The 25,939-nt window shown below is 54.6% G+C and carries 21 protein-coding genes; 2 read left to right on the top strand and 19 right to left on the bottom strand.

The annotated features are described in order from the left end of the window. Positions 1-42 precede the first annotated feature (42 nt). Positions 43-1,980: a tyrosine-type recombinase/integrase gene (locus EKD02_RS04570; RefSeq protein ID WP_126384015.1), complete on the top strand. Its 1,938-nt coding sequence runs from the start codon at positions 43-45 to the stop codon at positions 1,978-1,980. 21 nt (positions 1,981-2,001) lie between these two features. Here EKD02_RS04570 and EKD02_RS04575 read toward each other — a convergent pair whose 3' ends face one another. From EKD02_RS04575 to EKD02_RS04595, 5 genes are all read right to left on the bottom strand, one after another. Beyond that, positions 2,002-3,807, bottom strand: a complete 1,806-nt coding sequence (locus tag EKD02_RS04575; protein ID WP_244924396.1) for an ABC transporter ATP-binding protein — start codon at positions 3,805-3,807, stop codon at positions 2,002-2,004. Next, the gene (locus EKD02_RS04580) at positions 3,800-4,888 is read right to left on the bottom strand and encodes an MraY family glycosyltransferase (protein ID WP_126384018.1); all 1,089 of its coding nucleotides are present in this window, start codon (positions 4,886-4,888) and stop codon (positions 3,800-3,802) included. Before EKD02_RS04580 ends, EKD02_RS04575 begins: the two co-directional genes overlap by 8 nt. A 206-nt stretch (positions 4,889-5,094) precedes the next feature. Continuing rightward, the gene (locus EKD02_RS04585; protein WP_126384021.1) at positions 5,095-6,225 is read right to left on the bottom strand and encodes a glycosyltransferase family 4 protein; all 1,131 of its coding nucleotides are present in this window, start codon (positions 6,223-6,225) and stop codon (positions 5,095-5,097) included. Further along, on the bottom strand, positions 6,222-8,174 hold the full coding sequence (asnB, locus tag EKD02_RS04590; RefSeq protein WP_126384024.1) for an asparagine synthase (glutamine-hydrolyzing): 1,953 nt from the start codon (positions 8,172-8,174) through the stop codon (positions 6,222-6,224). The genes EKD02_RS04585 and asnB overlap by 4 nt, the downstream gene beginning before the upstream one ends. 2 nt (positions 8,175-8,176) lie before the next feature. After that, complete coding sequence (locus tag EKD02_RS04595) at positions 8,177-9,196, bottom strand: glycosyltransferase family 9 protein (protein WP_185805696.1); 1,020 nt, start codon at positions 9,194-9,196, stop codon at positions 8,177-8,179. Positions 9,197-9,319: 123 nt separating this feature from the next. Between EKD02_RS04595 and EKD02_RS04600 the strand changes: the two genes are divergently transcribed. After that, positions 9,320-10,120 carry a class I SAM-dependent methyltransferase gene (locus tag EKD02_RS04600; RefSeq protein WP_126384030.1) on the top strand — a complete coding sequence of 267 codons (801 nt, stop codon included), beginning with the start codon at positions 9,320-9,322 and terminating at the stop codon, positions 10,118-10,120. A gap of 5 nt (positions 10,121-10,125) precedes the next feature. On the opposite strand, the gene EKD02_RS04605 is transcribed toward EKD02_RS04600, so the two are convergent. The 14 genes from EKD02_RS04605 to hisD all read right to left on the bottom strand — a co-directional run bounded on the left by EKD02_RS04605 (position 10,126) and on the right by hisD (position 25,938). Next, entirely contained in the window at positions 10,126-10,869 is a 744-nt protein-coding gene (locus EKD02_RS04605; RefSeq protein WP_126384033.1) for a glycosyltransferase family 25 protein, read from the bottom strand. 6 nt (positions 10,870-10,875) lie between these two features. Then, complete coding sequence (locus tag EKD02_RS04610; protein ID WP_126384036.1) at positions 10,876-12,033, bottom strand: glycosyltransferase family 4 protein; 1,158 nt, start codon at positions 12,031-12,033, stop codon at positions 10,876-10,878. Beyond that, positions 12,030-12,644, bottom strand: a complete 615-nt coding sequence (locus EKD02_RS04615; protein WP_126384039.1) for a methyltransferase domain-containing protein — start codon at positions 12,642-12,644, stop codon at positions 12,030-12,032. The genes EKD02_RS04610 and EKD02_RS04615 overlap by 4 nt, the downstream gene beginning before the upstream one ends. Then, positions 12,637-13,698 carry a glycosyltransferase family 4 protein gene (locus EKD02_RS10210; RefSeq protein ID WP_126384042.1) on the bottom strand — a complete coding sequence of 354 codons (1,062 nt, stop codon included), beginning with the start codon at positions 13,696-13,698 and terminating at the stop codon, positions 12,637-12,639. Before EKD02_RS10210 ends, EKD02_RS04615 begins: the two co-directional genes overlap by 8 nt. Before the next feature lie 6 nt (positions 13,699-13,704). Next, complete coding sequence (locus EKD02_RS04625) at positions 13,705-14,847, bottom strand: hypothetical protein (protein ID WP_126384045.1); 1,143 nt, start codon at positions 14,845-14,847, stop codon at positions 13,705-13,707. After that, the gene (locus EKD02_RS04630) at positions 14,844-15,917 is read right to left on the bottom strand and encodes a glycosyltransferase family 4 protein (protein ID WP_126384048.1); all 1,074 of its coding nucleotides are present in this window, start codon (positions 15,915-15,917) and stop codon (positions 14,844-14,846) included. Before EKD02_RS04630 ends, EKD02_RS04625 begins: the two co-directional genes overlap by 4 nt. Further along, a complete protein-coding gene (locus tag EKD02_RS04635; RefSeq protein ID WP_126384051.1) occupies positions 15,914-16,624 on the bottom strand; it encodes a class I SAM-dependent methyltransferase in 711 nt (236 codons plus the stop codon). The genes EKD02_RS04630 and EKD02_RS04635 overlap by 4 nt, the downstream gene beginning before the upstream one ends. Continuing rightward, a complete protein-coding gene (locus EKD02_RS04640; RefSeq protein ID WP_126384054.1) occupies positions 16,621-17,958 on the bottom strand; it encodes a hypothetical protein in 1,338 nt (445 codons plus the stop codon). Before EKD02_RS04640 ends, EKD02_RS04635 begins: the two co-directional genes overlap by 4 nt. Then, on the bottom strand, positions 17,958-19,007 hold the full coding sequence (locus EKD02_RS04645) for a glycosyltransferase family 4 protein (RefSeq protein ID WP_185805697.1): 1,050 nt from the start codon (positions 19,005-19,007) through the stop codon (positions 17,958-17,960). The genes EKD02_RS04640 and EKD02_RS04645 overlap by 1 nt, the downstream gene beginning before the upstream one ends. Before the next feature lie 179 nt (positions 19,008-19,186). Next, positions 19,187-20,125, bottom strand: a complete 939-nt coding sequence (locus tag EKD02_RS04650) for a lysophospholipid acyltransferase family protein (RefSeq protein ID WP_126384061.1) — start codon at positions 20,123-20,125, stop codon at positions 19,187-19,189. Between the two features lie 401 nt (positions 20,126-20,526). Continuing rightward, complete coding sequence (locus EKD02_RS10150; RefSeq protein ID WP_244924397.1) at positions 20,527-20,841, bottom strand: hypothetical protein; 315 nt, start codon at positions 20,839-20,841, stop codon at positions 20,527-20,529. A gap of 30 nt (positions 20,842-20,871) precedes the next feature. Next, positions 20,872-23,442, bottom strand: a complete 2,571-nt coding sequence (gene acnB / locus EKD02_RS04660) for a bifunctional aconitate hydratase 2/2-methylisocitrate dehydratase (protein WP_126384067.1) — start codon at positions 23,440-23,442, stop codon at positions 20,872-20,874. 187 nt (positions 23,443-23,629) lie between these two features. Continuing rightward, on the bottom strand, positions 23,630-24,655 hold the full coding sequence (gene queA / locus EKD02_RS04665) for a tRNA preQ1(34) S-adenosylmethionine ribosyltransferase-isomerase QueA (RefSeq protein WP_126384070.1): 1,026 nt from the start codon (positions 24,653-24,655) through the stop codon (positions 23,630-23,632). Then, positions 24,652-25,938 (bottom strand): histidinol dehydrogenase, encoded by a 1,287-nt coding sequence (gene hisD / locus EKD02_RS04670; protein ID WP_439329065.1) that lies wholly within the window; start codon positions 25,936-25,938, stop codon positions 24,652-24,654. The genes queA and hisD overlap by 4 nt, the downstream gene beginning before the upstream one ends. Between the last annotated feature and the right edge of the window lies 1 nt (position 25,939).

Here is a 25,939-nt window from a genome sequence, read left to right on the forward strand (position 1 = left end):
TCCCTACGAACACCGTACTTCCAGAGAAAAAAACGCGCCTGCATGCAGAAAAGCGATGAGACACGCCAACGGTTCCTGGAGCTGATTGAACGGCTCGACGGGGCCTATGCACCCAATACCATCCGGGCATACCGTGCCGATATGGAGGAGTTCATCGGGTACTGTGAACTGCACGGCCTCCCTGCCCTTCCGGCCGAGCCCTCAACCATCGCCCGGTTTCTGGAGAGTGTCACCGACATCGGCATCAAGAGCAGCTCCATCAGAAGAAAATCCTGCTCGATCAGCATCATCCACCAGCTCAGCGACCTTGAAGACCCGACGAAGAGTGAGGCGGTGAAGATCGCCCTGCGGAAAGTATACCGCAAACTCGGGCGGCGGTTCACAGAAGCCCGGCCCATCACCCGCCCCATGCTTGAAGCGATGCTTCCGGAGCCGGACGGTGACCTTCGCTCGAAACGCGACCGGGCCCTGCTCCTCATCGCCTATGACAGCCTGCGACGCCGTCAGGAACTCACCAGCCTCCGCACGGAAGACATTGCCTATCATGAGGACTTCGCCATCGTACAGCTCCGTAAAAACAAAGACGACCGCCTCTGCACCGGCCACTGGATCCGGCTCGGAAGCGAGGCCACCCTTGCCCTGAAAGCATGGCTGGAGGCTGCCGGAATCGAGGAGGGCTACATCATCCGCGGCGTCACGAACAAGGGAGAGATCACCCCGGAGCTCGGTGCTCGCCAGATAGGCCGCATCGTCAACCGCCTTGCCCGTGCCGCCGGGTTCGAAGCGGAGATGGTGCAGTCAATCAGCAGCAACTCCCTCCGCATCGGCGGCGCCCAGGACCTGCTCCGCAGCGGAGCGACATTCGCCCAGATCATGCAGAAAGGCGGCTGGGATAAAACCGACACCCTCCTGCGCTATCTGGAACGGATCCGCCAACCGGGCATGATCTGCGAAGAGGGCATACCATACAGGACGGCAGCGGGCGGAGCGGAAGACATTGGGGACGGAGCAGACAACGGGGAGCAGTGTTCATGCCCCGGATACCGGGACACTCTGGCGCGCCGGCGGTTCCAGTCGACGCTTGAGCAGATGGAAGGGGCGTACGCTCCCGGCACCCTCGTCGGCTACCACTCCGGCATGGAGTCGTTCATCCGCTACTGTGAAGAACACCGCCTGGCGGCCCTTCCCGCCTCGCCGATGACGGTCGCGGACTTTATCGGAAGCCTTTCGGAAAGCGGCATGAAGAGCCGCACCATCCAGAAGAAAGTTGAAGCCATCAGCGTCTTCCACCGGCTCGGCGACCACGACGATCCCACCAGAGCCTCATATACGCGCATCGCCCTGCGGAAAGTCTACCGCAAACTCGGCCGTCAGGCCCGGCAGGCATACGGCATCACCCGTCCCATGCTGGAAGGAATGCTGCAGGCTGCCGGAGACAGAGGCATACACACCCTGCGCGACCGTGCCCTGCTTCTTCTCGCTTACGACAGCCTGCGCCGCCGTCAGGAACTTGTAGGACTCAGGATAGAGGATCTCGAGTACACAGAGGACGGCGCAGTCCTGCTGCTCCGCAAAAGCAAGACGGACCAGTACGGCGTCGGCCACTGGATCCACCTCAACCCCCAAACCGCTCTTGCCCTGAAGGCGTGGATTGAGGCCGCAGGCCTTACGGAGGGGTTCATCCTCCGCACCGTTGATCGGAAAGGCGAAATCAAAACATCACTCCGCAACGAAGAGATCTCGGCGATCTATAAACGGCTGGCCGAAGCGGCCGGTCTGGATGCCGCCATCGTCGGCCGCATCAGCAGCCACTCCATGCGGGTAGGGGCCGCACAGGACATGCTCAATAGCGGCGCAACCCTTACCGAGATCATGCAGAAAGGGGGATGGATGAAATCCGATACCGTCATGCGCTATATCGACCGTACCCGCCCTCCGGGGCTTGTCTGCGAGGAGGACGACAATGACGGCACAAGATAACCGGGCGGGGCTCTGTTCGGTTCAACCCGCCGCACTGACGCCCATAACACCTTCGGCCCCGACTATCTCCCGGTAACTTCCCATCCGCCCGACCCTTCCATGCTCAAGCTCAACGACCCTGTCGCAGTTCCTGAGGGTTGTAAGCCGGTGGGCGATGATGAGCACGGTAAGGTCTTCATGGAGGTTTTCGATGGCCTGCATCACGGCCTCTTCGGTTTTGTTGTCGAGCGCACTGGTGGCTTCATCGAAGATGATGACATCCGCCTGCTTGTAGAGCGCCCGGGCGATGCCGATGCGCTGGCGCTGGCCGCCGGAGAGGCGGACACCCCGTTCGCCGACAAAGGTCTGATACTGTTTCGGCCAGGACTCTATGATGCCGGCAATCTGAGCCTGCTGTGCTGCACGCCTGACCCGTTCATGGTCAATCTCTTTCTTCGGCACGCCGAAAGCTATATTCTCTTCAATGCTGGTATCCGCAAGAAAGATCGCCTGGGGGACATGCGCTATATGAGCCTGCCATGCGCGGTGGTTCGTGTCCGTGACCGGCACTCCATCGATACGAAGTTCTCCGCCTGTTGGCTTGAGCAGACCCATGATGATGTCGAGCAGGGTGCTTTTGCCGCTGCCGGTGGCTCCGATAAAGCCTACCCGGCTGCCCTTCGGTATCGTAAGATCAACACCATCCAGCACCATAGGGGCTTCTGGCACATACCGGAAACTGAGATTGCTGAGGGTTATTGAATCAGCAAACGCAATGGGCTCCGCAACAGGTTCGTCGGCATGAGCCGGCATCGGCTGCTCAAGAAGGTCAAGGGAGTCCCGCAGAGATGCCTCACGGGCCAGAATGCCGGACCATGATGCATAGAGCGCCTGCAGTACCGGTAAAAGGCGTTGCGCCCCGAGAGCAAGCGCACCGAGCACTGGAATGGCCTTTGCGATGTGCTCGGAATCATGGGCAAGGATATAGGCAAGAGCCGCGATCAGCATCACTGCAAACGCCTCGATGGCGAAGCGCGGGCTCTGGCTGATGAACTCGCTCTTGGCAATGGCCTGCCGGTAAGCCCCGTCAGCTCTCCGGTAGATGCCGCAGTATATTGGCTGCGTACCATCAATGAGGACATCCCGTATCCCGCCAAGACCCTCCTGCAGGGACTTGACCACATGCACCTGTTCTTTGGCGATCACTCCGCCATACGCCCTCTGGCGCTTGCGCGTTGCCTTGATGATGATGGCATAGATGGCGCCGAACCCTCCGATGCCCACAAACGCAACAAAAGGATCAATGACAAACAGTGCGAGCAGGATGCCCGAAAGAAGAAACAGCGAACTCAGGATGGTCAGTACATCGCCAATCGAAGCTGTCACGGAGTTAGTTTTCGAGGTGATGCCGCTGATGAGTTCGCTGCTGTTGCGGGACACATGCATCGCATAGGGCTGGTAGAGCGTCTTCCGGTAGACATCGATGCTGAGATCGGCACCTGTTGCGTGTGAGAGCCGTGTCCTGACCCATTGGAGAAGTAGCCTGATAGCCCCGGAGATAAATACCGCCCCGGCAAACCCGATGGTAAGCGGAAGCAGCAGCTGGCCCGGAGAGGTGAAGCCGAACAACCCGATGATGGGCTGCATACGCGAATGGGCGAACAGGGTCTCGGGATCCATCAAGACGCCAAGGAACGGCAAAAGCGCTCCGATGCTGATGATTTCAGCAAACGAGCTCACGATCATCAGGATGAACAACAGTCCGAACTGCACCCTGCGCCGCTGGCTGATGTGGACCCAAAGCCGACTAAAAAGCCTCAGGAGGCCGTCTTTCTGTCTATCAGTCATCAGAAGAGTTCATGCATGAATCAGGAGTACCCGTCAACACCCAATAGAGAGCACTGTAAAGCAGGAACCCCGCGATAAAACACCCGACAAGCATCATCTTGTCAGCGTAAAACGATACTGCCGCCGCAGACAAAGCCAAAGAGAACAGCCAGCAGAACGGTGACACCATCGCATTGCGAAGACCCGGCGGAAAGCTGCCGAACAGGCGCCGGACAACCTTCACCTTGATCAGGCTGTGCAGGTGGTCGCTGTCGGGCTGGCCGGGGTCGGAGTTGTTCAGGTATCGGCGGCCCATACTGAAAAGAGTCTCTATGAGCGGGTAGCCGCAGGCCACCAGGGAAGCCCATTTGGATACCGAGAGGTTGCGCATGGGAAGCATGACAGCGACCCATGCTAGCAGGAACCCCATGAAGTAGGCTCCCCCGTCTCCCATGAAGAGTTTGCCGAACGGAAAGTTGAGGAGCATGAACCCCGCGAGAACGGCAATCATCAGTGAACAGATCCAGACCAGCTCAAGGTCCCCTACCCGGAACGCGATCATTCCGAGGGTCGTAAAGCCGATGATAAGCGTTCCGCCTGCAAGACCGTTGAAGCCGTCGATGATATTGATGGAGTTGGCGATTCCTCCCACGGCGAATGCGGTGAAGGCTATGGAAACCGGCAGATAGGCAAGAAGCAGGTCAACGCCGAGAATCTCCACCCTGTTGAGTGCATAGCCGGTAAGCCACCATGCAAAGAGACCGCTGAGTATGGTGGCCAGCAGGCGCTCACGCACGCCAACCTTTTTGGTAAGGTCTTCAAGCAGACCCGCCGCGAATGCAGGCAATCCCGCAAGAAGCATGAGGGCAAGGAGAGTTCCTGAAGGGCCGGAACTAAGCCGCCAAGCCACAAGAAGGCCTGCAAAGAGAGCAACGCCGCCTATCCTCGGGGTTGGGGCATGGTGAAACTTCTGCACCCCATCAAACGAATCAAGGGAGTGCCGGCCATGCCATGACTTCGTCAGCACCAGCAACAGCGAAACAGCTGCCGTGGCGATAAAGGGAATAAGTACTGTAGGATTAAGAAGTAGGGAAAGGGGCATTGTTGAATGGCAGGCAAAGAGAAAGAATTATACGGCTTCGCCTCTTCCAGTCACAATAAATAAGTAAAACCAGAAGGGCTCTATCGCTCCCCCATGGGAGCAGGTGACTGAAATATAAACAAAACGGGCTGAACGGTCACAAAAAACACACCAGAAAGGTGGAATTGCGTCAGCAACACAGGAATATGCCGCTGATGAACAGCGGCTCAATATATATTTTTGACCATGCTGCGTATAGACTCTATATATTTCTTTATTACAATGTCTTCATCAAACACCATCTCAACTTTCTGTCGCCCTGCAGTGCCCATAGCGCGTCTGTCGTCAGGTGAGAGCGCCAGCATAGCCATCATCCTGCCGGCAAGATGCTGTGAGTCCTGTGGCCGGCAGAGAAAGCCGTTCAGTCCATCGTCAACCACCTCCCGGCATCCTGTCGTATCGGTGGTAATGATGGGGCAACCCATTGCTGCGGCTTCGAGAAGGCTCTTTGGTACACCCTCTTTGTAATAGGAGGGCAGCACCACGCAATCGGCGTTGCGCAACTCACTGCGCACATCATCCGAGTGGCCGAGATAGCGAACGACTCCTTCGTCAACCCAGAGTGCTATTTGATCAGTGGAAATAGCTCCTGCCTCATTGCCATCAAGAAAACCGAGTAGGCTGCATTCAACATCGGGAAAGTTCCGTTTGAGGATTCTTGCTGCGTCAACATAAACGCCGACCCCTTTTTCCCAGAGCATTCTGGCATGAAGAAGAAAACGGAAGTTGCCTGAGGGTGAGGGCGACTGCGCCTCAAACTGAAATTTTTTGAGATCAATTCCCGAACCCGGAAGGCGATCGGTTTTATCAGGGTTAACAAGACGCCTTGCAATGAACTCTCCCCGGTCTTCCTCGTTCTGGAAAAACACTTTCGAGGAGAATGAGAGCGAGAGACGATACAGCCGGCCGGCAAGGAAGCTCAACCAGCCAGACTCTGAAAATGCCCTGCCGAGCCCGGAGATATTGTTGATGACAGGAATACCGAGCAGGTGGGCGGCCAGAGAGCCGTATATATTGGGCTTTATGGTATAGCCAAGGAACACTGCCGGGCGTTCTTTCCGCAAAATCCGCACATAGCCGATAAACAGCCGAAAGTCCCTGCCGGGATGCATACCATGGTTGTCCATGGGGAGAGGGATATAACGGCACCCAAGATCATTGAGCCCGCTGCCATAGTTGTCGGAAGGGGCAACTGCAACAACATCAAATCCTTCTTCAATAAGGCCACGAATGAGCCCTGCACGGAAGTTATGGAGGTTCCACGCGGTGTTGAGCGCTATAAGAATTTTTGGTTTCATGTGTTCTGCTCCCTTTCAAGCCATGCCTGAAACATTACTATTGCCCAAAGCTGGTGAGGATGGCTTCGCCGGCCTGAAACATGCTCCTGCCATAAGGCTCTAACAGCCTCGGCGTCAAAGAACCCTTCGTTCCTCAGACGGCCGGCCCGAAGCAGATGCTCAGCCCACTCTTTCAGGGGGCCGCTCAGCCAGTTGCCGATGGGTACGGCAAATCCGGTTTTAGGTCGTTCAATCAGCTCATCGGGAACATAGCGGCCAAGCACCTTACGGAGCAGCAACTTTCCCCGGCCCCTGCGGATTTTCATGTAGAGCGGAAGGTGCAAGGCAAACTCTACAACTCGGTGATCAAGGAAAGGTGCCCTGGTTTCAAGACTTGCGCCCATGGAAGCCCTGTCGAGCTTGACGAGAATGTCGTTGGGGAGATATGTCAGTGCGTCACATGCCATCATTCGAAGTTCGGGGTCATGCAGAAAATCGGAAATCGCCAAGCAGGGGTTCTGGTTTGCAGGCGTATCCCCTCTTGCCTTAAGGAGATGATAAGGGTTCCGTATTGTTGTTATGAGTCGTTGATAATACTCATCGGCATCACGGGCGGCAAGCACATTGGCAAACTTTCTCATTTTGAGTGCCGTTTCCGCCATACCGAGAGGGCGACCAAGAAAGTCAAGTGCGGTATCGGGCAATGCGTTGACCTTGTCTGCCACTCTCCGCCTTATTGATAAAGGGATACGGGCGGTTTTCGACAAGATGGAGCTGGCTGCAAGGTACCGGTTATACCCCCCAAAGAGCTCATCTGCACCATCGCCAGAAAGCGCCACCGTCACATGATGGCGGGTGAGGCGGGCAATCAAAGCGGTTGGAATTTGTGAGGAATCTGAAAACGGTTCATCATAGAGTTCCGGAAGCTCGGGAATGATAGCGAGAGCATCCTGTGCTGTGACCAAAAGTTCAGTATGATCCGTTCCAAGATGACGGGCAACATCCTTTGCATGGTGAGCCTCATTGAATGCCTGCTCTTGGAATCCTACCGTAAAAGTTTTAACGGGCCCTCTGGCCTGCGCCTGCATCAGCGCCACGATTGTTGAAGAGTCGATACCGCCCGAAAGAAAGGCTCCAAGCGGAACATCTGATTCCATCTGCCGACCCACCGCATCAGTAAGCAACCCCTCCAGCTGAAGGGCGGCTTCGACTTCATCAACAATAAAGGAGTTGCCGGCTGCTTCGGCAATAACAGCACGGAGCGACCAGTATGGAATAGGCTCTGGAAGTTCCGTTGCTCCTGTGCCAACGCCATGGAGACTGAGGCGGGTGCCGGGCATCAGTTTCCACACCCGGCGGTAGATGGAATGGGGGGCAGGGATAGAGGAGTACCGCAACTGCATGGCAACAGCGCCAGAATCAATCACACCCTGAAATGCCGGGTGTGGTTTCAAGGCCTTGAGTTCGGAACCAAAGAGAACGATGCCATTCTGCAAGCCGTAGTAGAGGGGCTTTTCACCCATCCGGTCGCGGGCGAGTGTAAGGGTGCGGGAAGCTCGGTCCCAGAGGGCGAAAGCGAACATGCCCGTCAACCTCTTCAGTGTATCTTCAATACCCCACCTCTCCACACAGGCAAGAAGCACTTCAGTATCTGAATGGCCGGCCCACTGCATTGCAGAGGAAGAGGCTCTCTCAAGCTCTTTTTTGAGGTCATGGTGGTTGTATATCTCTCCATTATAGGTAATCGCATAGCGACCCGAACGGGAGTGCATGGGCTGATGGCCTGAGGGGGAGAGGTCAAGAACGGAAAGACGACGATGCGCCAATGCAATGCCGGCTTCCGCATCAACCCACACTCCAGAATCATCGGGGCCTCTGTGCCTGATTGCGTTCGCCATCCTGTTGGCAGTGGCTGCAGCTTCATCGGCGTTGAAGCCTGCTGGATCAAAAAAACCTGCAATCCCGCACATGCTCAGCCACACTCCTCAATCAGCGAAAGGGCCTCATCAACAACTGCTTCCGGGCTGATGCTGCCAAGGCACTGATACTGTTCATGGTTATTGCATACCGGACGGCTGAAACCATTGTAACAGGGGAAACTGCTGCAGGAAGAACCGCCACCGAGCACCCTGATATGTGCCGCCAGTTCTGAATCAAGCGGTATCCGCTGCTTTCCTCCCACGCATCCGAAAATGACAACAGAAGCTGGGGCGGAAAGGACAGCAATATGGGAAAGTCCGGCATCGTTGCCGAGAAAAATCCTTGATTGTGCAATGATACCTGCTACCTCGGCAATGGTGGTTCTTCCCACAAGGTTAACTGCTCCACCTTGAGCAAGTTCTTCCGCCATAGCCAGTTCAGCAGGAGCTCTTCCCCCTATGAGCACAACAGGAAAATACTTCTGGAGAGCTTTTATCACCTGAGCCCATGAGTCTTTGGGATACTGGCGTTCAGGCCAGTTGGAATATGGGGCAATACAGCAATAGGTTTCAGGAAGTTCAACTGCCCTGAACGGCTCTTGCATGATTACCGGATATTCGGGGCCGGCTGAAGGCGAAGCCCATAGGGCATCAAGTATGGAGGAAATCGGAAATGTCCTATCAAAATAATGGCTCTGCCGTGCATTATAGCGAACCGTGCTCCGGGTGAAGTTGCACATAAGATGGTCGGAGAGGAAATACCCCAAGACCCATCCTGCATGCAACAAATACCGGGCATGCTTCCATGATAGTGTCGGGGAGAGGACCAATGCATGTTCGCATCGCCCGGCCGTCAACTCTTCAGGACCAATCCACTGTGCATTGGGAATGGTGAAGAACTCAGGGTATTCAGTCACGATGAAGACGGGAAGTGCATGGGAGCGGGCGGAGAGTTCCAAGAGAAACGGGGAGAGCATGAGAAGATCTCCCAGTCCGAGAGGCTTTTGGAGTAGAACATAGATGGCCTGCGGGCTGAAATGGCTCTTTTGTCGTAAAGCCAAAAGTGGGGCCATGCTGCGAGCACATAGGAGAGCGGTAGATTTCAAAAAGGGATACACCCTCGTCATGAACCGTATTTCTTGTATCTTTCGTTTATAATTCATAATCCTTGCTCCTTTAGCCAAACGCTCCCCAGCATGTCCAAAAACAATCCCCTTACTGAAGAAGAGTTTGCCGGCTTCAAGCCGGCCAGACGGATTCTGCAATACATAGAAACATTCCGCCTGAACAGCGGACTCAGTAAAGAAGATATCAACATTCTGGACTGGGGATGCGGAAGGGGAAGAAGCGTTCTATGGCTACAGGATGAAGGATATAACGCATTCGGAGTAGATGTTGACCAAGGCCCGATTGACAATGCGTCCGCCCTGTTTCAATCAAAAGGGCACAATCCATCCGTACTGCAGTTGCTTACACAGGAAGGGAAAACGGAATTTCCTTCCAACTATTTCCATATCACCTTTTCGAGCCAGGTTTTGGAGCATGTGGAAAACCTTGATGCGGTGGCAGCTGAGCTTTTCAGAATCACCAAGCCTGAAGGCATCGGCTTTCATACCTATCCTGCCCGAAAACACCTGGTAGAAGCCCACTTGAAAATGCCGTTCATCCACTGGCTGCCAAAAAACATACTGCGCCATCAGCTGATTGCGCTTTTTGTGCTTGCAGGCAGGGAACCCCGCTGGCCGGGGCTCCGGTCCCCGGCTGAGAAAACTGAAGCCTATTACCGCTACAGCATCGGGAAAACCTTTTACAGGAAACAGGCCGAAACAAAAGCCGTGTTCAGCAGAAACGGGTTCAGGGTCAGCTTTGAATGCATCAACGATCCTCTGTTGGCCCGCTATGTTGGCTCGAGTGCCAAAGGAAGTGCGATGAAAACTGCCATAAACCAGTTACTGACAGAATTCCTCAAGGTTGAGCTACTTATCACCAAACCTTGAACGAACTACCAGAGCCTACAGAAGTAGGAGTTGCTCTTGGTAAACAGGAATGAAAGCTTGCGGGTCAGCATGCTGCGTGAAAGCAACCACCCCTTAATTGAAACCGTTCGGCTTGAAGAGACCCTGCCGCTCAACAGGCTCATACCAGCATCCTGATGGGAAGCAAGAAGGGGAAACGCCCCATAACCCTCCAGCAAACCGATAAAAACAGCCCTGCCGAGCAGCGCATCGGCAGCCAGCCTGAGAGGACTGGCAAGATCAACCAGCTTGCGGGCGGCTGCATTGGTCACAACATAGGAGACCGCACTACCCGGAACTGAACGGAATGATACCAGGTTATTGTCAGCTCTCTCTATATCTCCTCGATGGTAAAGATAGAAGACATCCCAGCCATCCGGCAATGAACGAATGGCCTGCAACAAAGCATCCTGCTTGCACAGAAACACGGCATCATCTTCAGAAACCACGGCAACATCAACCCCGTCTTCAATGATCTGCCTGTAGACCTTCAAGTGTGAGAGGGCGCACGCCTGTTCATTGCGACTGAGACCTCGCTTCCCGTATATGTTCCGCAGTTTTCGTCCCTGCTCTTCGCTATAGCCTTCAAGAACAAAATCAGACGGTGACTTCGCCCCATCAATTGCCGCTATGGACTGAAATGGCAGTCCAAGGCGTTCCTGCTCAACAAGTGCCTGACGCCGTCTCTCGCTGGCCCGTTCAAGGCTGATGACATACGATTTGATGTTCATGAGCGCCTATCTGAATTCATCATATACCGCAATAACGGTATCGGCATACCGTTGCCATGAATATGATTTCATATGTTCCCGTGCGTTTTCTCCCATTTCGGCTATGGTTGCAGGGCTCCTCTTGAAACTGAGCATCCGCTCCTTCAATGTGGCGCTGTCTCCCGCTTCAATACTATAGCCGTCAATGCCCTCACGCACCACCGATCCGGTGCTACTTGAAACAATTGCAGGCAACCCCATAGCCATTGCCTCAAAAACTGCCTTCGAAGAACCCTCCATCCATGAGGGCATAACGAACACATGGCACCGGTTCAGGTAGTCGGCAGGGTTGACAAACCCCGGCGTGAGGACATTCTGTCCCGCCCTTTTCAAGAGGGCGCTGACTTCCGGGTTTACCCGGCCGCAGAGGTGGAGGGTATCTTCAGCGAAAACGGGATCGCGCCATACTTCAAGGAGTTCACCAACCCCTTTACGGTAGTTGACATTGCCAAGCATCACCCAGTTGATACCGGTGGCCAGTCCATCCCGCTCCTTCATGCCGGGTTTCGGAGAAGGACGCAAAGAGGAAACATCTACCCCGAAATGTACAACCCGCATCTTTTGCCGATTAACCCCGAGCCGCTCAAGTTCATCAGCAACAAAATCAGATGGAACCAAAAGCCGATCTGCCAACGCATAGGCCTCCTGCTCCACAGCCGCCTGAGCGGGATTGGGTAGACAATGAGGGCACCTGCCTTCCAGAAAAAGCCTTTCCGCATAGGCTGTAGGAGCAATGGGAACATCCAGGACCACGGGAATACCCCGAGCTTTGAGGTTGCGGATAAGGTTCGGAGCGACATCCCACACATGGGCAAGCCTGATCCGCCTCCCTTTGACAGGCAGCAGGGCAACCCGGCAGAAGGTGCTGAAGAGGCTGATATCCAGTGCCCGGTGGTTGAAAGCGGGAAATAGAAAAATCCGTATGGCGTTGAGAATGCGGGGCAGATGGCCAAGTGGTCCCATACCAACAATCCTGATCCCCTCCCGGTCAACCACCTGCCCTCCTCTGGCGATGCAGTAAACCTCGCCGTCTCTCTCCGGGTCAATCGCCCGGAGGACTCTGGCCGTCCGGGTACCGATGTTGCCGGGACGGTCAAGGAAGGAGTTGAGCAATTCGAGAATCACGGTAGTGCCTGCTTTTTCTCTGCAACCACTACGAACGAAAAAAAGGCGTCCGGCAAATAGGTTATAGCGAGAATAGTATACCCGAAGCGGTTTTTAAGCTCATCCTCAACGGTGAGCGGATCGGGATTCCATTTGTGGAACGGCAGGTTTTCTGTTGTCCACATCTCGCAGGCGGGATGGGGAAGGTAGAGCATCAGAATTCCGCCGGGGCGGAGCACTCTGGTCCACTCCCCAAGGGCATCCCACGGACGGTCGAGATGCTCAAGTGTATGGGAGGAAAACAGGAAATCAAGACATCCATCCGCTTCATGGATGCGATATGCGTTTTCATCAGGGCCGTCATCGATGGCCCGTGCCCCTTCAAGCGGCCAGCGGCTTGCACCGACATCTACACCCTTGCCCCGGCAGTACTTCCGGGCCAGCGGCCTCACTGCCTCAATCGCCGCGCCGCTTTTCAGGTAACCGGGATAATGCGACATGGCCCTGTACGCGGCAAAATCTTTTGCTGTTGCACGAACCCGAAGAGAATCAATGACAAACAGCCGGACATCATGAAAAAAGCTCATGAGGATGCGCAGCATACCACGGATACGCTGAAAGGTACTATGCATTGCGTTCAGACCGTTCCACCCTGCCTCCGATTATGTTGATGTTCTCCCGAATCTTCTTTACCCACTCCTCCGGGTCTTCGATAGCCTCTACCAGCATCGAGGGGTCGGCTATAGCCTCCGGAAGGCCCCCTCTATGTGAGGCCACAACGGGAATGCCGAGCGCTTGTGCCTCAACAACAACCCTTGGAAATGCCTCGTTCACGCGGGAAGCCACCATGACCATATCAGCGTAGCGATACAACACACCAGCCTGAGACTGCCAGGGCATGAAGGTCATGTTGCCATCAACAACAGGTACAGTATACTTGCGGTCAAAAAGGTAGAACCGCCGCTCGGGCATAAGCCGTGCAACTCTGCGGACAATATCTCCCCCCTTGAGGATATTGTCGCCTACGGCGACAACGCCCCGGCGGCCGGGAGGAATCAATGGGGCTCGCTCATATTCATCAGTAAGCTGCGCTGCATCGATCTGCGGCGGAATGATTCTGATGCTGGAGGCGGGCGCAAGCTGCTCAAGACCGGCTGCGATAAAGCACGAGTTTGCTATCAGTTCAGATGAACTGGCGACTTTCCGCAGGTCCCTCATCCATACCATACGGAACGGAACCTCAACCAGGAAATAGAGGCGCTGCACGAGGGCCCGGAATCCTTTATAGTAGTTCCTGTTCCACCCCAGACCGTACTCATCGCGGACAAGGTACACCCTTTTCCGTGGAAAACCCCGAAGGACTCCCGGAGCCAGTGTCCCATAGGAATACAGCTGATCAACATCCTGCATACCGCGCATGATGCCCTGCAGGGCAACACGGCAGAGAAGGTACTCCACAAACCTGAAGCGCGTCCAGTCGACCGGCAGGGAAAACTCCCTGACAACCCAGCTCCCGGGCAACTCGAAGCGCCTCTCTCCGGCACCGTAGTGCTTCGGGGTGCGGTTTACATAGGCCACAATCTCATGGCCTTCCGCTTCAAGAGCACGCATCAAGGCAAGCATGCTGCGCTCGGCACCTCCAACATTGTAGCCGAAGTATTTCGAAAAGACTGCAATTCTCGCCATGCTACACTATCGGGGAATCAAGGTATGCCAATGAGTACCAAGCATGACAGCCGCAAAAACAGGCACCTTCACCAGTAGAAGCACCCGAAGCCCCTGTTCGGAGAGAAACAGCGGAAGCAGCATCATGGGAAAAACGAAAAGCCGTTGAGCAAGACCGAACTCCGGAAAGAAGAGAAGCGCACAGCCTGTGACAACAAGCACAATGTCAAACATACAGCGAGGGGAGGCGATACTCTTCCCTGCAACCTCTCCGCTCTTCTCATTCAGGATGACCGAGCGCATACCGCCAGCTATCAATGTAACTGGAACGAGAATGGCAAGCAGAATCTGGACGAGCATGCTGAACGAGAGGGGAAAGCCTCGATGCACCCCTTCGAAGATATTGTCGTAGGGATAGGCGCCGACAGTCTCCGGCTGAAGCCCAAACAATGCCAACAGTGCTGTAATGGGATACGGATACACCAAACGGAGCAGAAAGACCGTTACGGCAATGAGAAAAAAAGAGAGGAGCCACTGCCGCCTGATGCGGACGAGCAGGCTGAGCAGGGCTGCTGCCGCCGTCATCAGGAACATTTTCCCATGGAATCCAAAGGAGGCGAGCAGGGCAGGCAGCAGTAACGGCCACCCTCCGGTAAACAGGCCGATGATGAACATGGAAGCGCTGAGGGTACCGCGGGTAGCATTGAAGATGGCATCGACAAACAGCCTGTCACAAAAAACGCACAGCAGGACAAGCGGAATAAGCTTGAGCTGAAGAAACCCATGTCTTGCTACCAGGAGCAGGACCCCGAGATAAAGCAGCACGACAGAAGCCATAAAGACAGCAGAGAACCACATAAAGCTCATGCCGTCAGGCAGGATCAGATAATGCAAAACGGAGAGGAGATCATCGAAAATAAGGTCGTGCGACCAGGCAACATGCCGCCATAACCATCCCCAGTCTGCTGCCTGGTAAAATCCGTAATAGCTTGTCCTGTCCTGCGCAACCTGCGGGCTGACTGTCAAGTACATGAGCACATAGCCAATAGAGAGCGCCGCTATGGCCGCAACGGAATCTCTTGAAGAGGGCGCCCTCTTCAGCGCAAGGAATCCACCAACGCCGAGAAACAGTATGGAAAACATAACCATAATTGCCGGAAAAACGCTCATGCTTGAGATATCAAGAGTGTACGAAACATGGAGGCATACTCGCCCGCATCCACTTTCCAGTCTCGTAGGCCACTGTGTGCAGGCATCAATCGTTCGGGACTGTCCTCCTGCATTGTTGCTGTAACGATGCCTGCGAGTGTCTCCACATCACCGTAGTCGACCAGATAGCCGTTGCCTGAGAGAATGGCCTCGGCGTTTCCCGAATCACGCGTTCCGACCGTAAGGGTCCCGCAGGCATTGGCTTCAAGGTGAACAAGCCCGAACCCTTCGAAGTATTCAGGTTCTGAGAATGAGGGGAGGATGTTGAGCTTCGCCCGCCGGTAGTACCCGACAAGCTCTTCTGTTGACACCGGGCCTGTCAGCTCGATATCAAGTCCGGCCTTGAGCCCCTTGTTGATCAGACCTTCTTCGTCATTGCCGATGCGACCCACCACCGCAAGACGAAATGCGGCACCGTCCTGCCGGGCCTTCAATAGAGCTTCAAGCAGAAACGGAAAGCCTTTCCTCCGCTTCAGGTTGCCGATAAAGGTAATCGGGTTCTCTTTTTTTGCTGGGTTACCTGGACTGAACACGGTGGTATCAACCCCATTATGGATAACCTTATAGTGAGCGTTTATACCCTCATTCTGCACCCGCTGAGCGGTATAGTCGCTTACGCAGATAAGCGCGGCCGCCCGTTCAAAGGAGGTCTTGAACATGCGTTTTCTCCGCGGGAGGACCACTCCGTAGGTACCGTGCACGGTAACCGTATAGGGAACACGCCAGCGCGTTGAAAGCAGCATCGCCACAGGGGCGAAATGCTCGACATTGCAATGAATCAGATCATACTCCCGCCCCCTGCATTTGAAAAGGAGCAACAAGACATCATGGAGCGTGGCAACCCACCCGAAACGAAGGACGGAAATCGATCCGAGGCAGTTGCGGTCAGTAATGGAGGGATTGTTGACGGCTAAGGCATAGGTATCGACCTCCATACCACCATCTTTAACAAGGCCGCGAGCGACATTGGCGCCGACTACATCGTAGCCGTTGTCGGGGCGACCCGAGTATGTGAGAAAGAGGATCCTCATGCTACCTCTACCCTTGCAATAAGGGCCGCACCGAACAGTGCCGGCCAGATCCTGTTCAGGACCGGAATCCCCTGATAAGCATTAATGCGTGAGCCTTTGAGCAGCCCCAGCTCGCCAAGCCACCAGTGAAGGTCGCGCCATGTCCAGAATCGCAGGTGCTCACCGGGATTGACCCTCCATTGCACAGGGAAACGCCCGAACAGCATCCTTAGCCGATAGGATATATAGCCCGTATTGGGTACACTGAAAATGACCGATTTCCTGGCTTTCGCCATGACATTAAGCAAGAGCTCTTCAGGCTGGGGAAGGTGTTCTAGAGTCTCCAGGAGAAGGATGTGGTCTACTTGGGGCAGTGTCTTTAGGGCGGCAGGGTCTGACAGGTCGCATTTAAGGGCATGGATGCCGTTGTCGCCCAGGTGGCTGAGGGCATAGTCGGAGATGTCCGCCCCTGAAACCTCAACGGCAACGAGTTCGCGAAGTGCGATAAGAACGGCTCCGTCCCCGCAACCGAGGTCGAGCACCGAATCCCCGGGTTTGACGACTCCGGCAATCCACCGAGCCCGGTCAAGCTGGTACTCATTGGCGACGCCCATGCTCACACCGCGTTTTTTCAGCCAGTAATCATCGTAGGACCAGCTCTCCGCATTGAACGACGGGGTGGTGACAACCTGCAGGACGAGTTCCTTCAAGGGGGAGATGATGTTCATACCAAGGAAAATCCTTCTTGTGCAAGAATTGACGATACAAATCCGGGATTGAATGGGGCTAGCTGAGCCAAGGGCGAAAGCTGCACTTGCTCTTTGTGTTCAGGATGCCCGTCCAGCAATCCATTCAACAGGCCAAGTAGTTCGTCAGGGCTGTCACATGCATGAACCAGACGATCTGCCACCAATTCCTCACCGTAACCCAACCCTGTCCGGATGCTGACAGGAACAGCGCCGAACAGATGAGCTTCAAGTAGAGCCGTTGAATGGCTTCCTACAACGGCCATTGCACGGTGGGTTACAACCGACTCGTAAAAGCTTGTTGCAGTGTCCAACTGACAGCCCATTTCCATAAGTGCTGCTTCGGGTCGCCTACCGGGCTTGAGCCTGACGATAACCGAAAGATCCTGCGCCACGGCCATCGCCTTGAGATATGGGGCTACTTGTGAAAACGAGATTAGATCCTCATCAAGCCAAAGCACACAAGGGCGAGGCGGAAGTCGCTTTGCTGCCCAGCCGGCAGCATCGGCCCTGATCAGACCTACAATGCCGATCTGCCCTGGATACTGCCCACCCCAGAGTTCCTGGATTTTTCCTGCGAAATATCCATTCCAGACGAGGTAGTAATCAAACGGCTCGACCAAAAGGCCCACATGAAAGCGGTTGAACTTGCCATGCATGTATCCAACCGTTCTGATGCCCTGGCGGCGTGCTGCTAAGCAGAGCACTGCAACATTGCGCAGGTCATCAATCATCAGGAGTCGCCGGAGACGAACATAGCGGAATACCTGTTCAGCAACAGCAACCGACAATGCACCCTGCAACCCCTCACGATGCATGAACTCCGGAAGTCCACTCTTCCGGGCCAAACTGGATGCCTGGAAGCGGTGCAAGGGACGCAGGAAAACCAATACCAATGCAACAAGGGACTCAATATAGACCGGTGCCTCCTTCCTCCTCAGTGACTTTACGCTACCCCAAAGGTTACCTGAATGGAAAAAAACAGCTGTGCGGCTGGGAGCAAGGAGGTTGTCAATGGCAGCCGACCGGTAATCAATCCCTGTTGTTGCAAGCAGATCAACTTGAAAATGGCCGGAACAGTCATGGCAGGAAAGCCGCAAACGAATCAGTGAAACCATTGATACCAATGCGAGCACCATGTGCGCAAGGAAAGCAGACACAGATTTCAACCGCACCCAGGATGCTGTGGCTCCCGACCCATTAGTGCGGATGAGATGGAAAATTTGATGCGAACGAACCCGTATACCGTGATTCGTGCATCCGACCATGAGTGACTGAAACCGCTCCAGCGCTTCATCATAGGAAAGGCTGGCCACTATCTTTCACTACCTTCGTTGCAGAAGTCGATGATCCGTTGCGCCCTGACGCCCCAGGAATACTTCTTGCGAGCCTGTTGCAACGCTGTTGCGGACTTCCGATTCGCTAGCGCTGTATCCCTCCGAAAGTCAGCAATGGAGGCTCTGATGCCATCCGGACGCTCCGGGCTGAAACACCATGCATTATTCTCATTGAGTATTTCCTTTATTGAACCGATGCAGGAACCAAGAATCGGGGTTCCACTCGCCATATACTCAAACAGCTTCAACGGCGAGCAACACCAGTAGGTTGGGGTATCAGTAGTGATCATGTAAAACAATAGGTCGGCAGCCACCTGATAGCGTCTAACAGTATCGGACGGCTGACGGTCAACAAACTGGATGTTTGAAAGCCCTCGCTGTTGATAGTAGCGTTTCCAGTAGAAAATATCATCCGGCTCGCCACCAACCTGCACGAACAGCACATCCTCGCCGCTACGCACCACCTGCTCAAAAAGCTCTGCTCCCCGTCCCCGGTAGAGGCTTCCGGTATGAACGACGATGAAAGCGTTCAACGGTAATCCGAGATCGGAACGCAGCACGGACTTTGGGATACTCTGAAGGGATTCATAAGACCCAGGAAACACGCCCGAATGTGCAACAAGGAGTCGGGCGTCAGGAATGCCGTAACGCTTTGCATAATAATCCGCAAGGACCCCGGAGATTACCACCAGGCGAAAACGCTTTGAAGCACCGAGCCAGCGGAGTATGCGGGCTGGCACGCTCCCCACAGGCGCCTTGTGTGCCTCATATACAGCCTGTTTTCCAAGGAGAATCGCCGTGAACGCCACAGCAATATCGCGCGTATAAACAACGGTATCCCGTCTGTCAGTCAATGACAGGCGTACCGCCGAGAGACATGCGGCCAAGTGTCGTTGCGATCCGCTTCCATCCAAAGCAAGCATCCTGCGACTATAGGGCTCATCCCCCACCGGCTTACCACCGCACTGCAAAAAAAAATCATCACCCAACTCTTCAGCAAAAGCTTTTGCCATGCTAGCTATCTGCATGGACTGTGCTGCCCTTGATGGTACCAGGACCCGCGTGATATAGGCTAAACGCATTTTCAATTCAATTGCTCCGCCCCTTCAGTTACATGAAGTAAGGCACACCATATGGAAGCTTTCACTGTTGATTTCAGGTACATAGGCGTATAATATACCACATTTCGCTCAACATACGATACGCTTCAGCCAGCCTTCACTGACATGGGATCAACATCACCAGGCCTAGTCCGCTTCCACCGGTTATGCAGCCAGAACCACTCTTCCGGGTAGCGGTAGATATACGCCTCAAGTTCCTTGGTGTAGCGGCGGGCAAGTTCCTCTACATCCTCTTTGGCTGTTGTAAGGCCATCGGTTGGGATTTCTTTCATCTCAACCGTGTAACGGCCCTTGCCGGTGCGGTAGCTGACCCCGAGAAACAAGGGGACCTCTGCTTTGAGAGCAAAGAAAGCCGGTCCGAGAACAACTGAGGTTGTGCGACCAAGAAAAGGGGCAAAAAAGGTCTCCTCCGGGTCGGACTGATCGGCAAGGATGGCTAGAATACCACCGCTTTTGAGGGTTCTGAGCCCTTCACGAAGAGAGTTGTGGGTATGGACCATGCGGTTGCCCCGGAGGCTTCGCCACTCGTTTATCTTGAGGTCTATCTCGCGGTTACGAAGCCGCTTCACTATAATGGTGAGCGGAGAGATGAGCATACCGACACAGAGGCCAAGCAGTTCCCAGTTACCAAAGTGAGCTGATACCAGAACCGCGCCTTTGCCCCGGTCGCGGGTCAGCCTGAGAAAATCACCCGCATCAATAGTAATAAGACGCTTAGCATCCTCTCTGTTTTTTACAAGAGGAATGCGAAGCACCTCAATGAAGTTCTCGGCCTGGTTGCGATACACCTGCCGCGCCATCCGGCGGGTCTCTTTTTGCTGTTTATCAGGGAAGGAAAGGGCAAGGTTCCCCTCAACAAGAGCACGACGAATACGAAGCACACTGAACGCAAAGTCGCCGATACGATGCGCAACACTGTTCGATACACCCCTCGGCACAGCACGAACCAGCACCCCGAGCAGCATAAAAAGTCTATACGCCGCTTTCGCGCCCACCTGCCCAACAAAGCTGTTCCGGTTACTCATACGACAACTGCAAACTTGTTAACGGTAAATCATTCAAGGAAAAATATGCATTCCCCCACACCAAACAAACCCCAACCCCCAACAAAACAACAACTAAAAGTTGGGGACACTCATGACTGAGTGTACTTACTGCACCGATGGGAGCCGGCGGAACTGCTATAGCTTAAAAACCAGAGTGTAGAGCCAAGGGGGGGGAGGGTCACAGTGCAGGCCGGGAAGTATTTGCTTGCGGCGCACTCGCGCCTCATGGATATGAGAGCCCAGAGTACGCAATACTTGACAAACAGCGGGTGATGGGAGATGGGGGCCGATATGGGTGGGTGGGGAGCAAAAAAAAAGAGGCCGACCCCATTATAAGGTCAGCCTCTTTTAATCACAAGACTCCGTATAAGGGAATCTTATTAGTTGCCTTCAGCAGCAGGTGCAGCTTCTTCAGCAGCAGGTGCTTCCATCTCAGGAGCGGCCTCTTCTGTTGCAGGTGCGTCCATAGCAGGAGCAGCCTCTTCGGTTGCCGGAGCTTCTACAGGTGCTTCGGTTTTTGCGCAGCCCACAAATGAAACTGAGCTAAGGAGGAACAGGAAAATGAAAAGTTTTTTCATTGTTCGTTTGTCGTTTGTGTTAGTTGATTGATAGACAGCTTCTTCAGCTATAGAATAGTAAAAAAAAACAGTGAGATAAAAAACCCACTGTATGGCGGAATATGCAAAATATTCCATATCCCGCCACAAATCTTTTTTTTAATTTTATCAGTCAACCAGCATCTCAAGTTCCTCTTTTCCAAGCTTGTGGAAGTTCAGGTACTGGTAGATGTCTTCAGCCTTGTCGCCGGAGAGCTGACGGCTGTGAATCTCCAGATATTCATCCCGGTTCGGCAAGTGGCCAAGCAGTGCGGACACGGCGGCAAGTTCGGCTGAACCAAGATAGACCTGTGCTCCTGCACCCATTCTGTTGTCGAAGTTTCTGGTGCTGGTGGAAAAAACAACTGCGTTGTCGGCAACTCTGGCCTGGTTACCCATGCAGAGCGAGCATCCGGGTATTTCAGTACGGGCTCCGGCTGCGCCGAAGACTGAATAATATCCTTCTTCAATCAGCTGCTTCATGTCCATTTTGGTGGGTGGAACAACCCAGAGCTTTGAGGCTGCCGGCCCTCTGCCTCTGAGTACCTCGCCAAGTGCACGGAAGTGACCGATGTTGGTCATGCAGCTACCTACAAACACTTCGTCAATCTGTTTTGGGCGGCTATCATCAAGAAGAATTTCGCCAAGCGTCATGACATCGTCCGGATCGTTCGGGCAGCAGAGGATCGGCTCGGTGATGTCGCTCATGTTGACTTCAATCACTGCAGCATACTCTGCATCGGCATCCGGCTCCAGAAGTGAGGGGCTGTCAAGCCATTCCTGCATTTTGCCGATGCGGCGGCGGATGGTGTCGGCGTCACCGTAACCATCTTCAATCATCTGTTCGAGCAGCTTCACATTGGAGCTGAGATACTCGATCACCGGTTCTTTGTCAAGCCTGACTGTACAGGCAGCCGCACTCCGCTCTGCTGATGCGTCGCTGAGCTCAAATGCCTGCTCAACCTTGAGCTGCGGAAGTCCTTCGATTTCAAGGACACGACCTGCAAAAACATTCTTCTTCCCTTTCTTTTCAACTGTCAGGAGACCCTGCTTGATGGCAACATAGGGAATGGCATTGACGAGATCGCGAAGAGTGATTCCCGGCTGCATTTCACCGCTGAAACGGACAAGAACGGACTCGGGAACATTCAGGGGCATGGTTCCGGTAACACCGGCAAATGCAACAAGGCCAGAACCTGCAGGGAAGGATACGCCAATCGGGAAACGGGTATGGGAGTCGCCACCGGTACCGAGCGTATCGGGCAGTACCATGCGGTTCAGCCATGTGTGGATGACGCCATCACCCGGGCGAAGGGCAACACCGCCGCGGCTCATAACGAAATAGGGCAGACTGCGGTGCAGTTTGATGTCGGAGGGTTTGGGGTAGGCTGCCGTGTGGCAGAAGCTCTGCATGAAGAGATCGGAACTGAAGCTGAGGGCGGCAAGTTCCTTGACTTCATCACGGGTCATGGCGCCGGTTGTGTCCTGTGAACCGACCGTGAGGGTTTCAGGCTCTACATACATGCCCGGCCTTACACCTTTCAGACCGCATGCTTTTCCTATCATTTTCTGTGCAAGCGTGTATCCCTTGCCGGTGTCGGCTGGCTGTTCGGGCGACTGGAAAATGTCGTCGTCACCAAGGCCAAGGGCCAGTCGTGCTTTTTTCGTCAGTGTGCGCCCTATGATGAGAGCAATACGGCCACCGGCACGAACCTCGTCGCCAAGGGTGTTGGGGGACATGCTGAAACTGGCAATCACTTTGCCGTTCTTCTCTATGGCTCCGGCATAAGGGAATACATCAATCACATCGCCGGTTTCCATGTCGGACACATCAGCCTGAATCGGCAGTGCTCCGGAGTCTTCGGCTGTGTTGAAGAAAATGGGAGCAATGATGCTTCCGATGACAACACCGGCGGTCCGTTTGTTGGGTACGGCGGGAATATCTTCTCCAAGATGCCACTGTACTGAATTGATGCCTGATTTACGGCTTGAACCGGTACCGACCACATCACCTACATAGGCGAGCGGATGGCCTTTTTCTTTCAGTCCGGCAATGACACCGATGGGATCATCCATTTTGGAACCGAGCATGCTCAATGCATGGAGGGGAATATCGCTACGGGTGAAGGCCTCACCGGCAGGAGAAAGATCGTCGGTATTGGTTTCACCCGGTACCTTGAAGACGGTCAGGGTCAGTTTTTCAGCAACCTTGGGTCTTGAGGTGAACCACTCGGCCCGTCCCCACGATTCCAGCACCTCTTTGGCATAGCTGTTGGTTTTGGCAAGCCCGACGACTACATCGAATGAATCATAAACCAGAAGCGTTTTCTTGAGCATTTCGGCAGCTTCGGCGGCAATGGCTGAGTCGCTGTGGGAAAGCGCGTCAATGAGCGGCTTGACATTGTAGCCGCCAAGCATTGTGCCCAGAATCCGGACAGCTTCCACTCCGCTGATGACGGTGCATGGTGCCTCGCCTTTGAGGACAGCATCAAGAAAGGCGGCTTTTTCAAATGCAGCGTCATCAACACCGGGGCTGATGTGCTCGCGGAAGAGTTCCAGGAGATAGTCTTTTTCTGCAACGGCGGGCTGTTTCAGCAGCTCCACAAGTTCACGGGTCTGGTCGGCTGTGAGCGGAAGCGGAGGAATCCCCTGCTGTGCGCGCTCCTGGGTATGTGCTCGGTACTGGCTTACAAGACTCATAAAGTCAATCTCCGGATAGTATGGTTGAAAGTCGTAGAGAGGAATGAAATAAACTGAACCTTGAAAATACGACCGCGATTCTGGAAAACCAAGAATTACCGGCATTGGCCGGATGCCCCGGTCCTTACATCGTAAGGCTGGAGAGACCTGTTGGCATCTCTTTTTTAAGCCTTCTCGCGCATGGGCATCAAGAGATGAGCATACTGTCGCCGTAACTGAGGAAGTCATACCGCTTTTCAACCGCTTCACGGTATGCGGCACGAAGATGATCAGCTCCGGCAAAGGCGGCGGTGAGCATGAGTACGGTGGAACGGGGGGCGTGAAAATTGGTGAGCAGCGCGTCGATTGTCTGGAAAGAATATCCGGGATGAATGAATATGTCCGCTTCACCCACAAGCGGGTCAGAACCTGAAAACGCTGATATCCGGGTGGCTGCATGTTCAAGAGCTCTCGTAACGGTGGTTCCAAGGGCAACTACCCTTCCGCCTGAGCGGCGCGTTTCGTGTATCTGCTCAATTGTCCGGGCGGGGATTGAGTAGAATTCACGATGCATGACATGCTCTTCCATCGTCTCGGTCCTGATGGGGAGAAAGGTTCCAAGCCCTACATGCAGGGTCATGCCGGCGGTTGCCACTCCGCCCTTTTCCAGCTTCAGGAGAAGCTCTGGCGTCATGTTGAGTGAGGCTGTGGGGGCGGCTACGGAACCGGGATGCTCGGCGAAAACGGTCTGGTAGCGTTCCCGGTCGACTGCCTCGGCGTCGCGCTTCAGGTATGGCGGAATGGGCACCTCGGCATAGTTCTGAAAGAGGGCGTGCACGCTCTCGATGCCTTCAACAGAAAGACGGGCAACGCCCTGGCCTGCAAGTTCCTCGACAATGAGTTCATGTCCGTGGGCGAGCAGCCTGTCGCCTTGTTTCAGACGGCCACGGTAGAGGGCGAGGTTCTGGGGTCCTTCATGTTTTTCAAGGAGCATCAGCTCAATTGCGGCTCCTGTCTGTTTGACTGCGAACAGCCTCGCCCGCACCACCTTGGTGGTATTGATGACAAGCAGGTCACCGTGCCCAAGGAAAGCCTCCAGGTTGGAGTATCGGGCATGCTGCACACTGCCGGTATGGCGGTTGAGCACGAGAAGGCGTGTGGCCCCCCTGTTGTCGGGGGGATATTTTGCAATCCTCTCTTCTGGCAGGGAATAATCGAAATCCGAAACCTTCATTTTCCTGCAAGCCTTATTCTGACTGCCTCGGCGTGAGCCTGAAGCCCTTCGCGATCGGCAAAGTCGGCTATCCGCTCCCCGCAGCGAAGCAGCTGCTGCTGTGAATATGCGATAATGGAGGTGTGCTTCACAAAATCACGCACGGAGAGTGGTGAAAAGAAGCGTGCTGTTCCGTTGGTGGGAAGGGTATGGTTGGGCCCTGCATAGTAGTCGCCTACGGTTTCGCATGAAGAGCTGCCCATGAAAATTGCTCCAGCATGATTGAGTGAGGGGAGCAGCTCCCAGGGGTGGTTCACATGCAGCTCCAGATGCTCGGGAGCAAGCATGTCGGAGACCCGTGCGGCTTCATCAAGGGAGTCGACAAGAATAATGGCGCCGTTCTGGCGAAGCGAAGCTTCAATAACCTCCCGGCGGAGCATCCCCCCTATCCGTTCGCCTGCAATGGCGGCTACGCGCTCTGCAAGAGAAGCGGACGGTGTAATAAGAACAGAAGAGGCGTCAGCATCATGTTCCGCCTGCGCGAACAGGTCAAGCACAATATAGTCGGGGTTGGCATTGGCATCAGCAATAATGACAACCTCTGAGGGGCCGGCAATGCTGTCGATTGCAACATGACCGAACACCTCTTTCTTTGCCAGAGCCACGAATTTGTTGCCGGGGCCTGTAATGATGTCGACCTTTTCGATGCTCTGTGTCCCATATGCAAATGCGGCAATGGCCTGCGCTCCGCCAAGTTTGTAGACGGAGGAAATGCCGGCAACAGAAGCAGCTGCAAGAATATGGCTGCTGACCTCTCCTGTGCTGTCGCAGGGCGTTGTCATTGCAATCTCGCCCACTCCCGCTACCCGGGCAGGAGCGGCATTCATCAGAACCGATGAAGGATAGGCCGCTTTGCCTCCGGGCACATAGAGCAGTGCCCGCTGCATCGGGGTAACCCGCTGGCCGAGCAGCACACCGCCCTCGCCTTCATAGAAGAAACTCTTTTCCACCTCATGGCGGTGAAATTCCAGAATATTGCCGTAGGCTTCCTTGAGGGTGCTGATGAATTCCGGATCCGCCTCCTCCCGGGCGCGCCGTATGGCTTCGGGCGATACCTTCATGCTTTCGGGCCTGAAGCCCTGAAACTTCTCGGTATAATCAAGAACCGCCTCGTCGCCCCTCTGGCGCACAGCCTGGAGAATCTCATCAACAGCCTTCTGTACCGTGTCGTCAAAAGAGACAGTGCGGGAGAGGTGCGCCATCAGCGCATCGGGGTTGTCGGCAAAAGGGAAAATTTTCAGCACA

The sequence above is a fragment of the Chlorobium phaeovibrioides genome (genome assembly GCF_003968655.1).
Taxonomy (GTDB): domain Bacteria; phylum Bacteroidota; class Chlorobiia; order Chlorobiales; family Chlorobiaceae; genus Chlorobium; species Chlorobium phaeovibrioides.